Genomic DNA, 16026 nt, shown 5'->3' on the forward strand with positions numbered 1-16026 from the left:
CATTTAATAAATAACCTGGAAGCTCCATTTAAATGCGAACGGGATTTACCGCGCCCAAAAAGTATTATTTGAATTATGTTTCAGGACAACCAATCGAATGACGAAAAAACCCTCCGTCGTTAGGATTTTTCTCATAATCATTCATGACGAGATCGCTTAAATAAAAACATAAAACCATTTAAATAACATTTTTAAAATAAAAATCTATAATTATCGCAATTTTAGGTAATTTAAACTGTTTTAGCTTTTTGATACAAATCAAAAGTGGTGCATTGAAAGGAATAACAAAAACATATTTCAAATCAAATAAATACGTCACATTGCAAAAAATCATTAGTTTGTTAATGATTTGATAACAAGATGAAAAATATTGGTATAACAGAGAATATTCCGATCCTTACATGATGAATAATGAAATTTTCCTAAAGACAAATTAAATAATAAAACCAATTATTATCTTTCTCCGTTTCTCACCCGGCAGATAAATAATAAGAATATTTCAGGTGGCAGGGAATATTCCTGGTAAATTATGCACTGCCAATTGATCCGATTTGAAGTCCGCCTCACGCCGCGCCCCTTCCCCTGCCAATCAGACAAATCCAGACAGTCTTCCATATTTCCTCCATTTTTCTGCCGTGTTGCCTGACTAAACTAGTATCATTCCCCGAAGTATTCAGGATGAGAACGTATAACGATGAAAGGCAGTAACAAATCCCGCTGGGCAATCGCCGCTGGCATCATTGTGGTGGCTCTTGCCGCCGCCTGGTTCTGGCACAATCACTCTTCTGACACTTCCGCAGGTGCCAGCAGCCCATCTCAGCGTCCCGCGAGTGGCGGACGTCACGGCATGCGCGGCGGTGCGCTGGCTCCCGTTCAGGCGGCTACTGCGGTAAATAAAGCGGTGCCCCGTTATCTCTCCGGGCTGGGAACCATTACCGCCGCCAACACCGTTACGGTTCGCAGCCGTGTGGACGGGCAGCTGATGGCGCTTCACTTCCAGGAAGGCCAGCAGGTTAAAGCCGGGGACTTACTGGCAGAAATTGACCCAAGCCAGTTTAAAGTCACCCTCGCGCAGGCGCAGGGCCAGCTCGCGAAAGACAAGGCCACGCTCGCGAACGCCCGACGCGATTTGGCACGCTATCAGCAACTGGTGAAAACCAACCTGGTATCGCGTCAGGAACTGGATACGCAGCAGTCTCTGGTCAGCGAAGCGCTGGGCACCCTTAAAGCTGACGAAGCCGCCGTGGCCAGCGCACAGTTACAGCTCGACTGGAGCCGCATCACCGCCCCGATTGACGGCCGCGTCGGTCTGAAGCAGGTTGATATTGGCAACCAGATTTCCAGCGGCGATACCACCGGTATCGTGGTCATCACCCAGACGCATCCTGTCGATTTAGTCTTTACCCTGCCGGAGAGCGACATCGCAACCGTGGTTCAGGCGCAAAAAGCCGGCAAAGGGCTGGTTGTGGAAGCCTGGGATCGCACCAACAAGCAAAAATTGAGCGAAGGCACCCTGCTCAGTCTGGATAACCAGATTGACACCACCACCGGCACCATCAAGTTAAAAGCCCGCTTTAACAATCAGGATGATGCGCTTTTCCCGAATCAGTTCGTGAATGCGCGGATGCTGGTCGCAACGCAGGAAAATGCGGTCGTTATCCCAACGGCGGCGCTGCAGATGGGCAACGAAGGGAACTTTGTCTGGGTGCTTAACAGTGAGAATAACGTCAGCAAGCATCTGGTGAAAACCGGCATTCAGGACAGCCAGACGGTGGTGATCAGCGCCGGCCTTTCCGCAGGTGACCGCGTGGTTACCGACGGTATTGATCGTCTCACCGAGGGGGCGAAAGTCGAAGTGGTTGAAGGCCAGCAACAGCCTGCTAAGCAGGGAGCGACTTCCTGATGCAGGTTATGCCCCCGAGCTCTACAGGTGGGCCTTCACGCCTGTTTATTCTGCGCCCTGTTGCCACCACGCTGTTAATGGTGGCAATCCTGCTGGCCGGGATTATTGGCTATCGCTTCCTGCCCGTCTCGGCGCTGCCGGAAGTGGATTATCCCACCATCCAGGTGGTCACCCTTTATCCGGGTGCGAGCCCGGATGTGGTGACATCGGCCATCACCGCGCCGCTGGAGCGCCAGTTTGGTCAGATGTCTGGCCTGAAGCAAATGTCCTCGCAAAGCTCCGGCGGAGCATCCGTGGTGACGCTGCAGTTCCAGCTTACGCTCTCACTCGACGTTGCCGAACAGGAAGTACAGGCCGCGATTAATGCAGCCACCAACCTGCTGCCATCGGACCTGCCCAACCCACCGGTCTACAGCAAAGTAAACCCGGCGGATCCGCCGATCATGACGCTCGCCGTCACCTCCTCCGCCATGCCGATGACTCAGGTCGAAGACATGGTCGAAACGCGCGTGGCGCAGAAAATTTCACAGGTCTCTGGCGTGGGGCTGGTTACGCTTGCCGGCGGTCAACGTCCGGCGGTGCGCGTGAAGCTCAATGCCCAGGCCATTGCCGCGCTGGGCCTCACCAGCGAAACCATCCGCAGCGCCATCAGTAACGCCAACGTCAACTCGGCGAAAGGCTCGCTTGATGGCCCTACCCGGGCCGTGACCCTTTCGGCGAACGATCAAATGCAGTCCGCGGATGAATATCGACAGCTGATCGTCGCGTACCAGAACGGTGCGCCGGTGCGTCTGGGCGATGTGGCAACCGTTGAGCAAGGTGCGGAAAACAGCTGGCTCGGCGCCTGGGCCAACAAACAGCAGGCAATCGTAATGAACGTCCAGCGCCAGCCGGGTGCCAATATCATTGAAACCGCAGACAGCATTCGCACTATGCTGCCGCAGCTGATTGAAAGCCTGCCCAGGTCAGTTAGCGTGAAAGTGCTGTCTGACCGGACCACCAATATTCGCGCGTCCGTGACTGACACCCAGTTTGAACTAATGCTGGCGATTGCGCTGGTGGTGATGATCATCTACCTGTTCCTGCGTAACGTCCCGGCAACCCTCATTCCTGCCGTCGCCGTGCCGCTCTCACTGGTGGGAACATTTGCCGTCATGGTGTTCCTCGATTTTTCGATAAACAACCTGACGCTGATGGCCCTTACCATTGCCACCGGCTTTGTGGTCGATGACGCTATCGTTGTTATCGAGAACATCTCGCGCTATATCGAAAAAGGCGAAAAGCCGTTAGCCGCGGCGCTGAAAGGAGCGGGCGAGATCGGCTTTACCATTATCTCCCTCACCTTCTCACTGATTGCGGTACTGATCCCACTGCTGTTTATGGGCGATATCGTCGGGCGTTTGTTCCGCGAATTTGCCGTGACGCTGGCCGTCGCCATTCTGATTTCCGCCGTGGTGTCACTGACCCTCACGCCGATGATGTGCGCCCGTATGCTGAGCCACGCCTCCCTGCGCAAGCAAAACCGCTTCTCGCGCGCCTCTGAGCGGATGTTCGAACGCATTATTGCCGCTTACGGACGGGTGCTGGCGAAAGTGCTTAACCATCCATGGGCAACCCTTGGCGTGGCGCTTGGTACGCTGGCGCTCAGCGTTATGCTGTGGATTTTCATCCCGAAAGGCTTCTTTCCGATTCAGGACAACGGCATTATCCAGGGCACGCTTCAGGCACCGCAGACGGTCTCCTTCGCTAACATGGCGCAGCGTCAGCAGCAGGTGTCAGAGATCATCATGAAAGATCCGGCAGTAGAGAGCCTGACATCGTATGTCGGTGTCGATGGCACCAACCCGTCGCTGAACAGTGCCCGCCTGCAGATCAACCTTAAACCGCTTGACGATCGCGACGACCGCGTGCAAACGGTGATCGACCGCCTGCAAACTGCCGTGGCGCGCGTGCCGGGTATTGAGCTGTACCTCCAGCCAACTCAGGATTTAACCATCGATACCCAGGTGAGCCGTACCCAGTACCAGTTCACGCTGCAGGCCACCACCCTTGATGCGCTCAGCACCTGGGTACCGCAGCTGGTGGATAAACTCAACGCCCTGCCGCAGCTCTCTGACGTCAGCAGCGACTGGCAGGACAAAGGGCTGGCGGCATATGTGAACGTTAACCGCGATACCGCCAGCCGGCTTGGGATCACCATGGCCGACGTGGATAACGCGCTGTATAACGCATTCGGTCAGCGTCTGATCTCCACCATCTATACCCAGGCGAATCAGTATCGCGTGGTGCTGGAACACAACACAGAAAACACGCCCGGCCTGGCCGCGCTCGATTCGGTGCGCCTGACCAGCAAAGACGGGGGCATCGTGCCCCTCAGCGCCATCGCGACGGTAGAGGAGCGCTACACACCGCTGTCGATTAACCATCTGGATCAGTTCCCGTCCACCACCATCTCGTTTAACGTACCGGACGGTTATTCACTGGGCGAAGCGGTGGAGTCCATTCTGGCCGCAGAGAAGACGCTGAACTTCCCGTCCGATATTCAGACCCAGTTCCAGGGCAGCACGCTGGCGTTCCAGGCCGCGCTGGGCAACACCATCTGGCTGATTGTCGCGGCCGTGGTGGCGATGTATATCGTGCTCGGTGTGCTGTATGAAAGCTTCATTCACCCCATTACCATCCTCTCCACCCTGCCAACGGCGGGCGTGGGGGCACTGCTGGCATTGATGCTGGCGGGGAGCGAGCTGGACGTGATTGCCATCATTGGGATCATCCTGCTTATCGGGATCGTGAAGAAAAACGCCATCATGATGATCGACTTTGCCCTTGCCGCCGAGCGCGAGCAGGGGATGTCGCCGCGCGAGGCAATTTTCCAGGCCTGCCTGCTGCGTTTTCGCCCGATCCTGATGACCACGCTCGCCGCCCTGCTAGGTGCCCTGCCGCTGATGCTCAGTACCGGCGTCGGTGCCGAGCTGCGTCGTCCGCTGGGGATTGGTATGGTCGGTGGCCTGCTGGTAAGCCAGGTCCTGACCCTGTTCACCACGCCGGTCATTTATCTGCTGTTTGACCGTCTGGCGCTGTGGACGAAAAGCCGCTTCCCGAAACGTGAAGAGGAGGCGTAAATGAAGTTTTTCGCCCTCTTCATTTATCGCCCGGTGGCGACGATTTTACTCTCACTCGCCATCACCCTGTGCGGCGTCCTGGGCTTCCGGCTGCTGCCGGTGGCCCCGCTGCCGCAGGTGGATTTCCCGGTGATCATGGTCAGCGCCTCGCTGCCCGGTGCATCACCGGAAACCATGGCCTCGTCGGTTGCCACACCGCTGGAACGTTCACTCGGGCGAATTGCCGGGGTCAACGAGATGACCTCCAGCAGCTCGCTTGGCAGCACGCGTATCATTCTGGAATTCAGCTTCGACCGGGATATTAACGGCGCCGCGCGCGATGTGCAGGCGGCGATCAACGCCGCGCAGAACCTGCTACCGAGCGGGATGCCGGGCCGTCCGACATACCGTAAAGCGAACCCGTCCGATGCGCCTATCATGATCCTGACGCTTACCTCGGACACCTATTCGCAGGGGCAACTGTACGATTTCGCCTCCACCCAACTGGCGCAGACTCTCGCCCAGATTAACGGCGTGGGTGATGTCAGCGTTGGCGGAAGCTCTCTGCCCGCCGTGCGCGTGGGCTTAAACCCGCAGGCGCTGTTTAACCAGGGTGTTTCCCTGGACGATGTGCGCTCCGCCATCAGCAATGCAAACGTGCGCAAACCGCAGGGGGCCATTGAGGACAGTAGCCACCGCTGGCAGATCCAGACTAACGATGAGCTGAAAACCGCTGCGGAATACCAGCCGCTGATCATTCACTACAACAACGGTGCGGCGGTGCGCCTGAGCGATGTCGCGAGCGTCACCGACTCGGTGCAGGACGTGCGAAACGCCGGGATGACCAACGCCAAACCGGCCATTTTACTGATGATCCGCAAGCTGCCGGAAGCCAACATTATTGAGACGGTGAACGGTATCCGCGCGAGATTGCCGGAACTCCAGCAGACCATCCCGGCGGCGATCGATCTGCAGATTGCCCAGGATCGTTCCCCCACCATTCGCGCCTCGCTCGAAGAGGTGGAGCAGACGCTTGTGATCTCCGTTGCGCTGGTGATTCTGGTGGTCTTCCTGTTTCTGCGTTCAGGCCGGGCCACGCTGATCCCTGCGGTGGCTGTGCCTGTCTCGCTGATAGGGACCTTCGCGGCGATGTACCTGTGCGGATTTAGCCTTAACAACCTGTCGCTGATGGCGCTGACGATTGCCACCGGCTTCGTGGTGGATGATGCCATTGTGGTGCTGGAGAACATCTCGCGCCATCTGGAGGCGGGGATGAAACCGCTGCAGGCCGCACTGCAGGGAACGCGTGAAGTGGGCTTTACGGTACTGTCGATGAGCCTGTCGCTGGTGGCGGTGTTCCTGCCGTTACTGCTAATGGGCGGCCTGCCTGGCCGGCTGTTACGGGAGTTTGCCGTCACGCTCTCGGTCGCCATCGGTATTTCATTGATTGTGTCCCTCACGCTTACGCCGATGATGTGCGGCTGGATGTTAAAACGCAGCAAGCCACACTCTCAGCCGCGCCGTAAGGGGTTTGGTCGCTTCCTGCTGGCGATGCAGGAGAGCTATGGTAAGTCTCTGAAGTGGGTGCTGAGGCATACGCGCATTGTCGGCCTGGTGCTGATTGGCACCATCGTGCTCAACGTCTGGATGTACATTACTATCCCGAAAACCTTCTTCCCGGAGCAGGACACCGGGGTGCTGATGGGCGGGATCCAGGCAGACCAGAGTATTTCGTTTCAGGCCATGCGCGGCAAGCTGCAGGACTTTATGAAGATCATCCGCGAAGATAAAGCGGTAGATAACGTAACCGGCTTTACCGGCGGTTCACGGGTGAACAGCGGGATGATGTTTATCACCCTGAAGCCGCGTGACGAGCGCAATGAAACCGCCCAGCAGGTTATCGACCGCCTGCGCGTGAAGCTCGCCAAAGAGCCGGGCGCAAATCTGTTTTTGATGGCCGTTCAGGATATCCGCGTCGGCGGGCGTCAGGCTAACGCCAGCTATCAGTACACGTTACTCTCTGACGATTTAGCCGCCCTGCGCGAGTGGGAGCCTAAGATCCGCAAGGCGCTGGCCGCCCTGCCACAGCTGGCGGACGTTAACTCCGATCAGCAGGACAACGGCGCAGAAATGGCGCTGACCTACAATCGTGAAACCATGTCACGTCTGGGGATTAACGTCGATGCCGCCAACAGCCTGCTGAACAATGCCTTCGGCCAGCGTGAGATTTCCACCATCTACCAGCCCATGAACCAATACAAGGTGGTGATGGAGGTGGACCCGCGTTACACCCAGGACATCAGCGCGCTGGACAAAATGTTTGTGATTAATAACGACGGTAAGGCGATCCCGCTCTCTTACTTTGCCAGCTGGCAGCCGGCGAACGCGCCGCTGTCGGTGAACCACCAGGGCCTTTCGGCGGCATCGACCATCTCCTTTAACCTGCCAGCCGGTTCGTCCCTCTCTGAGGCCAGCGATGCGATCAACCGTGCGATGACCCAGCTTGGCGTGCCGTCCACGGTACGCGGCAGTTTTGCCGGTACCGCGCAGGTGTTCCAGGAGACCATGAATTCGCAGGTGATTTTGATTCTGGCGGCCATTGCGACAGTCTATATCGTGCTGGGCGTGCTTTATGAAAGCTACGTCCATCCGCTGACCATTCTCTCCACGCTGCCGTCGGCGGGCGTCGGGGCGCTGCTGGCGCTGGAGCTGTTCGGCGCGCCCTTCAGCCTGATTGCGCTGATTGGTATCATGCTGTTAATTGGCATCGTGAAGAAAAACGCCATCATGATGGTGGACTTCGCGCTGGACGCCCAGCGAAATGGCAACCTGACGCCAGAAGAGGCCATATTCCAGGCCTGTCTGCTGCGTTTTCGTCCGATCATGATGACCACGCTGGCGGCGCTGTTTGGCGCGCTGCCGCTGGTGATTTCCAGCGGTGACGGCTCAGAATTGCGCCAGCCGCTGGGGATCACAATTGTCGGGGGGCTGGTGATGAGCCAGCTGCTGACGCTCTACACCACGCCGGTGGTCTATCTGTTCTTTGACCGTCTGCGGGTGCGTTTTTCGCGTAAAAACAGAACGACGGTAACCGAATAAATGACCGACCTCCCACGTCACGTGCGCTGGCAGCTGTGGATTGTCGCCTTCGGCTTCTTTATGCAGTCGCTGGATACAACCATCGTCAATACCGCCCTCCCCTCGATGGCAAAAAGCCTGGGGGAGAGTCCGCTGCATATGCATATGGTGATTGTCTCCTATGTATTAACGGTGGCCGTTATGCTTCCGGCCAGCGGCTGGCTGGCGGACAAAGTGGGCGTGCGGAATATCTTTTTCACCGCCATCGTGCTGTTTACCACAGGCTCGCTGTTTTGCGCCCAGGCGAATACGCTGGATCAGCTGGTGATGGCCCGCGCGTTACAGGGCATTGGCGGGGCGATGATGGTGCCTGTCGGGCGGCTGACGGTGATGAAGATTGTGCCCCGCGAGCAGTACATGGCCGCAATGACCTTCGTCACCCTGCCCGGCCAGGTCGGCCCGCTGCTTGGCCCGGCGCTGGGTGGAGTGCTGGTGGAGTATGCCTCCTGGCACTGGATCTTCTTAATCAACCTGCCGGTGGGCATCATCGGCGCGATTGCCACCCTGATGCTGATGCCTAACTACACCATGCAGACCCGGCGCTTTGATTTCCTGGGTTTTATCCTGCTGGCGGCGGGGATGGCGATGCTCACCCTCGCGCTTGATGGCCAAAAAGGCCTCGGGATTTCAGCCCTGACGCTTGGCCTTCTGGTGGCGCTCGGCATTACCGCTATCCTGTGGTACCTCTGGCATGCCAGAGGTAACGAGAGCGCGTTGTTCATGCTCGATCTGTTTAAAAACCCCACCTATCGTCTGGGCCTGTTCGGGAGCTTTGCCGGGCGCGTCGGCAGCGGCATGTTGCCCTTTATGACGCCGGTCTTTTTGCAGATTGGAATGGGATTTTCACCGTTTCACGCCGGGTTGATGATGATCCCGATGGTACTTGGCAGCATGGGAATGAAACGCATCGTGGTGCAGGTGGTTAACCGTTTTGGTTATCGCCACGTCCTGGTCGCCGCGACGCTTGGGCTGGCCCTGGTGAGCCTGCTGTTTATGGCCGTGGCGCTACTGGGCTGGTACTACGCGCTGCCGCTGGTGCTGTTCTGTCAGGGCATAATTAACTCTGTGCGCTTTTCGTCAATGAATACCCTGACGTTAAAAGCACTCCCGGATGACCTGGCGAGTAGCGGAAACAGCCTGCTGTCGATGATCATGCAGCTCTCCATGAGCGTAGGGGTGACCCTTGCCGGTTTACTGCTCGGCATGTACGGACAGCATCATCTCAGCGTCGACACGCCGGTCGCCCATCAGATCTTTTTGTATACCTATCTCAGCATGGCGGTGATTATCGCCCTGCCCGCGTTCATCTTCGCCAGAGTGCCGGATGATACCCGTAAGAACGTCGTTATCCGACACGGCAAAAGGAGTGCACCATGAAATTCTGGCGTCCGGGCATTACCGGTAAACTCTTTGTGGCGATATTTGCCACCTGTATCGTGCTGCTGGTCACCATGCACTGGGCCGTGCGGGTCAGTTTCGAACGGGGTTTTATTGATTACATTAAGCATGGTAATGAACAGCGTTTACAGGGGCTGAGCGATGCGCTGAGCGATCAATATGCCCTGCACGGTAACTGGCGTTTTCTGCGCAATAACGACCGCTTCGTATTCCAGATCCTGCGCTCGCTTGAGCATGATACCGGTGACGATCGCCCGGGGCCCGGGATGCCGCCGCACGGCTGGCGCACCCAGTTCTGGGTGATAGACCAGGATATGCGCGTACTGGTTGGCCCGCGCGCGCCCATTCCGCCAGATGGCACAAAGCGGGCGATCACAGTGAATAACGCCACCGTCGGCTGGGTGATCGCCTCGCCGGTTGAACGCCTGACGCGTAACACCGATATCAACTTTGATCGTCAGCAGCGCCGCACCAGCTGGTTGATTGTCGCGCTCTCCACCCTGCTGGCCGCGCTCGCGACCTTCCCGCTGGCCCGTGGCCTGCTCGCGCCGGTTAAACGGCTGGTGGAAGGGACGCATAAGCTGGCCGCCGGGGATTTCTCCACCCGCGTCGATACCCGTAGCCAGGACGAACTCGGCAAGCTGGCGCAGGACTTTAACCAGCTCGCCAGTACCCTGGAAAAAAACCAGCAGATGCGACGCGATTTTATGGCCGATATTTCCCATGAACTCCGCACGCCGCTGGCGGTGCTGCGCGGCGAGCTGGAAGCTATTCAGGACGGCGTGCGTCAGTTCACTCCCGAATCGGTGGCCTCGCTGCAGGCGGAAGTGGGCACGCTGACCAAACTGGTCGATGACCTCCACCAGCTCTCCATGTCGGACGAAGGCGCGCTGGCCTACCAGAAAGCGCCCGTCGATGTGATAAACGTGCTGGAGGTGGTAAGCGGTGCCTTCCGCGAACGTTTCGCCAGCCGCAACCTGAAAATCGATCTCTCACTGCCTGACAGCGCCGTGGTGTTTGGCGACAAAGACCGCCTGATGCAGCTGTTCAACAATCTGCTGGAAAATAGCCTGCGCTACACCGACAGCGGCGGTGGCCTGCATATTTCCGGCAAACAAGAAAACGGGCATTTTGCCCTGACCTTTGCGGATTCCGCTCCCGGCGTGCAGGATGCACAGCTGGAAAAACTGTTTGAGCGATTTTATCGCACCGAAGGCTCCCGCAATCGCGCCAGCGGCGGGTCCGGTCTGGGACTGGCGATTTGCGTAAACATCGTCGAGGCCCATAATGGCACGATCCGCGCCGCCCATTCGCCTTTTGGCGGGGTAAGCATTACAGTAGAGTTACCTCTGGAACGGGATTTATCGAGAGAAGCATGACCGAGTTACCGATTGACGAAAACACGCCACGCATTTTGATTGTCGAAGACGAGCCGAAGCTCGGGCAGTTACTGATCGACTATTTACGCGCGGCAAGCTATGCCCCCACGCTTATCAGCCATGGCGATCAGGTGCTGCCTTATGTGCGCCAGACGCCGCCGGACCTGATCCTGCTGGATCTGATGCTCCCCGGAACCGATGGCCTGACCCTGTGCCGGGAAATTCGTCGCTTCTCAGACGTGCCGGTGGTAATGGTGACGGCGAAAATCGAAGAGATCGACCGCCTGCTGGGCCTCGAAATTGGCGCGGACGATTACATCTGCAAGCCATACAGCCCGCGTGAAGTGGTCGCGCGCGTAAAAACCATTCTGCGCCGCTGCAAGCCCCATCGTGAACTGCAGGTACTGGACGCGGAAAGCCCACTTATCGTCGATGAAAGCCGCTTCCAGGCGAGCTGGCGCGGCAAGCTGCTGGATCTCACCCCCGCCGAATTCCGCCTGTTGAAAACCCTCTCCCACGAGCCGGGGAAGGTCTTCTCCCGCGAGCAACTGCTGAACCGTCTGTATGATGATTACCGCGTCGTGACTGACCGTACCATCGACAGCCATATTAAAAACCTGCGCCGCAAGCTGGAAGCGCTCGATGCGGAGCAGTCATTTATCCGCGCGGTGTATGGCGTGGGCTACCGATGGGAAGCCGATGCCTGCAGGATAGCCTGAGCATTTAGCTTACCGAACCCGCCTGCTGGCGGGTTTTTCATTTCTGGAAAGCAACGAAGAATCAACCATACTCACATTACCGGTTCGCTTATTGATAACTGGTGCAGATAATTCCACTTCGTTCAAGGAGTTCCTATGTCTGGTTGGTTCGAGTTAAACAAAAGCAGTGATGGTCAGTTCAGGTTTGTTCTCAAAGCAGGAAACGGAGAAACGATCCTGACCAGTGAGCTTTACACCACCAAAAATTCCGCCGAAAACGGTATCGCCTCCGTTCGCACCAATAGCCCTTCTGATGAACGTTATGAGAAGAAAGTGGCCACCAACGGTAAATTCCACTTCAATCTGAAGGCCGGGAATCATCAGGTTATTGGCAGCAGCCAGATGTATGCCTCGGAACAGTCGCGAGATAAAGGCATCGCGTCGGTCAAAACTAACGGTTCAAGCCAGACGGTAAAAGACAATACCTGACGACACGCCTCCGGCCGGGTTAGCGATGGTACGACCCGGCGCTTTACCTCCCTGTCCCTCAGCGCTACAATGCCCGCCCTTAAAGTGGGGGATCTCCCCTTACCGCTGCACCTGGTGCATGCGGATCTGACCTGTCATCAGAACGAGAACAAACATGTTTAAACCGGAACTCCTTTCCCCGGCGGGAACGCTGCAAAATATGCGTTACGCTTTCGCCTATGGCGCTGACGCCGTCTATGCTGGCCAGCCGCGCTACTCGCTGCGCGTGCGTAACAATGAATTCAACCACGAGAACCTGCAGCTCGGCATTAACGAAGCACATGCCCTGGGCAAAAAATTCTACGTGGTGGTCAACATTGCGCCGCATAACGCCAAGTTGAAAACGTTCATCCGCGATCTGAAGCCGGTGGTTGATATGGGACCGGACGCGCTGATCATGTCGGACCCGGGTTTAATTATGCTGGTTCGGGAGAACTTCCCGGAGATGGATATTCACCTCTCCGTTCAGGCCAACGCCGTTAACTGGGCAACGGTGAAATTCTGGAAACAGATGGGGCTGACCCGCGTCATTCTGTCTCGTGAACTTTCGCTGGAAGAGATTGAAGAGATCCGCACGCAGGTGCCGGATATGGAAATCGAAATCTTCGTTCACGGCGCGCTGTGCATGGCCTACTCCGGTCGTTGCCTGCTCTCGGGATACATCAACAAGCGTGACCCGAACCAGGGTACCTGCACCAACGCCTGCCGCTGGGAATATAACGTTCAGGAAGGCAAAGAAGACGACATTGGCAATATCGTCCACAAACATGAGCCGATCCCGGTGACCAACGTGGAGCCAACCTTAGGCATCGGCGCGCCAACTGACAGCGTGTTCATGATTGAAGAGGCCAAACGCCCGGGTGAGTACATGACCGCCTTTGAAGACGAGCATGGCACTTACATCATGAACTCCAAAGACCTGCGTGCGATTGCGCACGTTGAGCGTCTGACGCAGATGGGCGTGCATTCCCTGAAAATTGAAGGCCGTACCAAGTCCTACTACTACTGCGCGCGTACTGCTCAGGTGTACCGTAAAGCCATCGACGATGCCGCTGCCGGCAAACCGTTCGATACCAGCCTGCTGGAAACCCTGGAAGGCCTGGCGCATCGCGGTTATACCGAAGGCTTCCTGCGTCGTCACACCCATGACGATTACCAGAACTACGAACACGGCTATTCCGTTTCCGAGCGCCAGCAGTTTGTCGGTGATTTTACCGGTGAGCGCAAAGGTGCGCTGGCCGCCGTGGCGGTGAAGAACAAATTCACCAAAGGCGACAGCCTGGAGTTGATGACCCCGCAGGGCAACATGAACTTCACCCTGGAACATCTGGAAAACGGTAAAGGCGAAGCAATTGACGTGGCACCAGGCAACGGCCATACCGTCTGGCTGCCGGTACCCGAAGAAGTGGAGCTGGAGTTTGCGCTGCTGATGCGTAATTTCAACGGTGAAAGTACCCGTAACCCGCACAGTAAATAGTCAAGCAGGGAAATTTTTTCGCGCTGGGATAATTCTTAGAATCGGATCACATACCGCTTCGTTCAATACGGGTATTATCCCCCCGCTGAAAAACATAACCCATAAATGCTAGCTGTACCAGGAACCACCTCCTTAGCCTGCGTAATCTCCCTTACGCGGGCTTATTTTTTGCCTTTCATCCTGTTCTTACCCGCTTTTTTCCTCCCTGCTATACACTCTTACTAACGCTAAAAAAGGGAGCAGCGCGGATGGCAATCTATCCAGACAGTTTATTGATTCTCAATGGCAAAAGTGCGGGCAACGATTTGTTGCGCCAGGCAGTGACGGATTTGCGTGAAGACGGTGCGCGTATACACGTGCGAGTGACGTGGGAAAAAGGTGATGCGGCACGCTATATCGACGAAGGCCTGAAGCTCGGGGTCGAAACCATTATTTCTGGCGGGGGCGATGGCACCATTAATGAAATTGCTGGCGCTCTGATAGATCTTCCCGCAACCGACCGCCCGGTGATGGGCATTTTGCCGCTCGGTACGGCCAACGATTTCGCCACCAGCGCCGGCATCCCCGAAGAGCTGGGAAAAGCCTTGCAGCTGGCTATCCTCGGCAAAGCCACCGCCGTGGATATTGCTCAGGTGAATGAAAAAACCTGTTTTATCAATATGGCGACCGGTGGATTCGGGACGCGCATTACCAGCGAAACCCCTGAAAAGCTGAAGGCAGCGCTGGGCGGCGTCTCGTATCTGATCCATGGCCTGATGCGCATGGATACCCTGAAGCCGGACCGCTGTGAGATTCACGGCGAGAACTTTCAGTGGCAGGGTGATGCGCTGGTGATTGGTATCGGCAATGGCCGTCAGGCCGGTGGCGGACAGCAGTTATGCCCGGAGGCGCTGATCAATGATGGTCAGTTACAGCTGCGTATTTTCACGGGTGATGGCCTGCTGCCTGCGCTGTTTACCACCCTGACCCAGCCAGAGGAGAGCCCGAATATTATTGCCGGTAAATCCGCGTGGTTTGAAGTGAATACCCCACACGGCATGACGTTTAATCTTGACGGAGAGCCGCTGAGCGGGGAGCAGTTCCGCATTGAGGTGTTACCGGGCGCGCTACAGTGCCGGCTGCCACCGGACTGCCAGCTTCTGCGTTGACAGTGTGGCCGGGCGGCGGTAACGCCTGACCCGGCCAGCGTTTTACAAAAAGTCTTAAGCGATAGTCACTTTGCTGTCCAGGTACACATCCTGCACGGCATTGATCAGCTTCACGCCGTCCGCCATCGATTTTTTAAACGCCTTACGGCCCAGGATCAGCCCCATACCGCCCGCGCGCTTATTGATAACCGCCGTGCGCACCGCGTCGGAGAGATCGGTGTCGCCACCCGCCGCACCACCGGAGTTAATTAACCCGGCACGTCCCATATAGCAGTTCGCCAGCTGGTAACGCACCAGATCGATAGGGTTTTCACTGGTCAGTTTGCTGTAGACCCGGTCATCGGTGTAACCGAAGTTTACCGCTTTATAACCGCCGTTATTTTCCGCCATCTTCTGCTTCACGATATCCGCGCCAATGGTTGCCGCCAGATGGTTCGCCTGGCCGGTCAGGTCGGCAGAAACGTGGTAGTCCACTCCGTCTTTCTTGAATGCCGAGTTACGCAGATACGCCCACAGAACGGTGACCATACCCAGCTCATGCGCGCGTTCGAAGGCAGCAGAAATTTCTTCAATCTGGCGACGCGACTGCTCAGAACCAAAGTAGATCGTCGCCCCGACCGCGACCGCACCCATATTGAACGCCTGCTCTACGCTGGCGTAAAGCGTCTGATCGTATTCGGTCGGGTAGCTCAGGGTTTCGTTGTGATTCAGTTTGACGAGGAATGGAATGCGGTGGGCATAGCGACGCGATACGGAGGCCAGTACGCCATAGGTGGACGCCACGCAGTTACAGCCCGCTTCTATCGCCAGTTCGACGATGTTCTTCGGATCGAAATACAGCGGGTTCGCCGCAAAGGAGGCGCCCGCGGAGTGCTCAACGCCCTGGTCAACCGGCAGAATAGAAAGATACCCGGTTCCCCCCAGTCGCCCGGTATTATAGAGGGTCTGCATATTTCGCAGTACCGCAGGCGGACGGTTGTTATCAACCATCACGCGGTCGACGTAATCGTGGCCAGGCAGATAAAGCTGGTCGGCTGGAATGGTCATACAACGATGCTGTAAAAGGCTGTCGGCGTCTTTGCCAAGCAACTGCGCAATATCAGTCATGTGATGCTCCCGTAAGCCCGACGTGATGTCGGTGAGTGTTTATCCAGACCCATAGCGTTATGGGCAGACTAAGCCTGGTACCGACTTAACAGATTTTCCAGCATTTGCATTTTTTTTCAGCACAATCTGCTGGCTCGATTCGTGTACAA

At 56.7% G+C, this 16026-nt stretch carries 10 protein-coding genes; 9 read left to right on the plus strand and 1 reads right to left on the minus strand.

The genetic code is table 11. The features are described from left to right. The first annotated feature begins 694 nt into the window (after positions 1–694). The 9 genes from L462_RS12705 to yegS all read left to right on the plus strand — a co-directional run bounded on the left by L462_RS12705 (position 695) and on the right by yegS (position 14770). The gene (locus tag L462_RS12705) at positions 695–1903 is read left to right on the plus strand and encodes an MdtA/MuxA family multidrug efflux RND transporter periplasmic adaptor subunit (protein WP_020883246.1); all 1209 of its coding nucleotides are present in this window, start codon (positions 695–697) and stop codon (positions 1901–1903) included. Continuing rightward, positions 1903–5025, plus strand: a complete 3123-nt coding sequence (locus L462_RS12700; RefSeq protein ID WP_032678544.1) for an MdtB/MuxB family multidrug efflux RND transporter permease subunit — start codon at positions 1903–1905, stop codon at positions 5023–5025. Before L462_RS12705 ends, L462_RS12700 begins: the two co-directional genes overlap by 1 nt. Next, on the plus strand, positions 5026–8103 hold the full coding sequence (mdtC, locus tag L462_RS12695; protein ID WP_032678545.1) for a multidrug efflux RND transporter permease subunit MdtC: 3078 nt from the start codon (positions 5026–5028) through the stop codon (positions 8101–8103). Next, on the plus strand, positions 8104–9519 hold the full coding sequence (locus tag L462_RS12690; protein WP_032678546.1) for an MFS transporter: 1416 nt from the start codon (positions 8104–8106) through the stop codon (positions 9517–9519). Beyond that, positions 9516–10919: an envelope stress sensor histidine kinase BaeS gene (gene baeS / locus L462_RS12685; RefSeq protein WP_020883244.1), complete on the plus strand. Its 1404-nt coding sequence runs from the start codon at positions 9516–9518 to the stop codon at positions 10917–10919. Before L462_RS12690 ends, baeS begins: the two co-directional genes overlap by 4 nt. Further along, on the plus strand, positions 10916–11638 hold the full coding sequence (baeR, locus tag L462_RS12680) for an envelope stress response regulator BaeR (RefSeq protein WP_014170852.1): 723 nt from the start codon (positions 10916–10918) through the stop codon (positions 11636–11638). The genes baeS and baeR overlap by 4 nt, the downstream gene beginning before the upstream one ends. Positions 11639–11773: 135 nt before the next feature. Next, positions 11774–12106: a YegP family protein gene (locus L462_RS12675; RefSeq protein WP_014170853.1), complete on the plus strand. Its 333-nt coding sequence runs from the start codon at positions 11774–11776 to the stop codon at positions 12104–12106. 154 nt (positions 12107–12260) lie between these two features. Continuing rightward, complete coding sequence (yegQ, locus tag L462_RS12670) at positions 12261–13622, plus strand: prephenate-dependent tRNA uridine(34) hydroxylase TrhP (protein WP_014170855.1); 1362 nt, start codon at positions 12261–12263, stop codon at positions 13620–13622. A gap of 248 nt (positions 13623–13870) precedes the next feature. Then, positions 13871–14770 carry a lipid kinase YegS gene (gene yegS, locus L462_RS12665; RefSeq protein ID WP_032678547.1) on the plus strand — a complete coding sequence of 300 codons (900 nt, stop codon included), beginning with the start codon at positions 13871–13873 and terminating at the stop codon, positions 14768–14770. 54 nt (positions 14771–14824) lie between these two features. Here yegS and fbaB read toward each other — a convergent pair whose 3' ends face one another. Next, positions 14825–15877 (minus strand): class I fructose-bisphosphate aldolase, encoded by a 1053-nt coding sequence (gene fbaB, locus L462_RS12660; RefSeq protein WP_014170857.1) that lies wholly within the window; start codon positions 15875–15877, stop codon positions 14825–14827. Positions 15878–16026 lie beyond the last annotated feature (149 nt).

This window comes from Enterobacter sp. BIDMC 26, assembly GCF_000534435.1.
In the GTDB taxonomy this organism is placed as follows: Bacteria; Pseudomonadota; Gammaproteobacteria; order Enterobacterales; family Enterobacteriaceae; genus Enterobacter; species Enterobacter ludwigii.

What these genes read in the sequence shown, in the direction of transcription:
- L462_RS12705 (WP_020883246.1), top strand. Translation starts at nt 695, where the DNA reads ATGAAAGGCAGTAACAAATCCCGCTGGGCAATCGCCGCTGGCATCATT.
- L462_RS12700 (WP_032678544.1), top strand. Translation starts at nt 1,903, where the DNA reads ATGCAGGTTATGCCCCCGAGCTCTACAGGTGGGCCTTCACGCCTGTTT.
- mdtC (WP_032678545.1), top strand. Translation starts at nt 5,026, where the DNA reads ATGAAGTTTTTCGCCCTCTTCATTTATCGCCCGGTGGCGACGATTTTA.
- L462_RS12690 (WP_032678546.1), top strand. Translation starts at nt 8,104, where the DNA reads ATGACCGACCTCCCACGTCACGTGCGCTGGCAGCTGTGGATTGTCGCC.
- baeS (WP_020883244.1), top strand. Translation starts at nt 9,516, where the DNA reads ATGAAATTCTGGCGTCCGGGCATTACCGGTAAACTCTTTGTGGCGATA.
- baeR (WP_014170852.1), top strand. Translation starts at nt 10,916, where the DNA reads ATGACCGAGTTACCGATTGACGAAAACACGCCACGCATTTTGATTGTC.
- L462_RS12675 (WP_014170853.1), top strand. Translation starts at nt 11,774, where the DNA reads ATGTCTGGTTGGTTCGAGTTAAACAAAAGCAGTGATGGTCAGTTCAGG.
- yegQ (WP_014170855.1), top strand. Translation starts at nt 12,261, where the DNA reads ATGTTTAAACCGGAACTCCTTTCCCCGGCGGGAACGCTGCAAAATATG.
- yegS (WP_032678547.1), top strand. Translation starts at nt 13,871, where the DNA reads ATGGCAATCTATCCAGACAGTTTATTGATTCTCAATGGCAAAAGTGCG.
- fbaB (WP_014170857.1), bottom strand. Translation starts at nt 15,877, where the DNA reads ATGACTGATATTGCGCAGTTGCTTGGCAAAGACGCCGACAGCCTTTTA.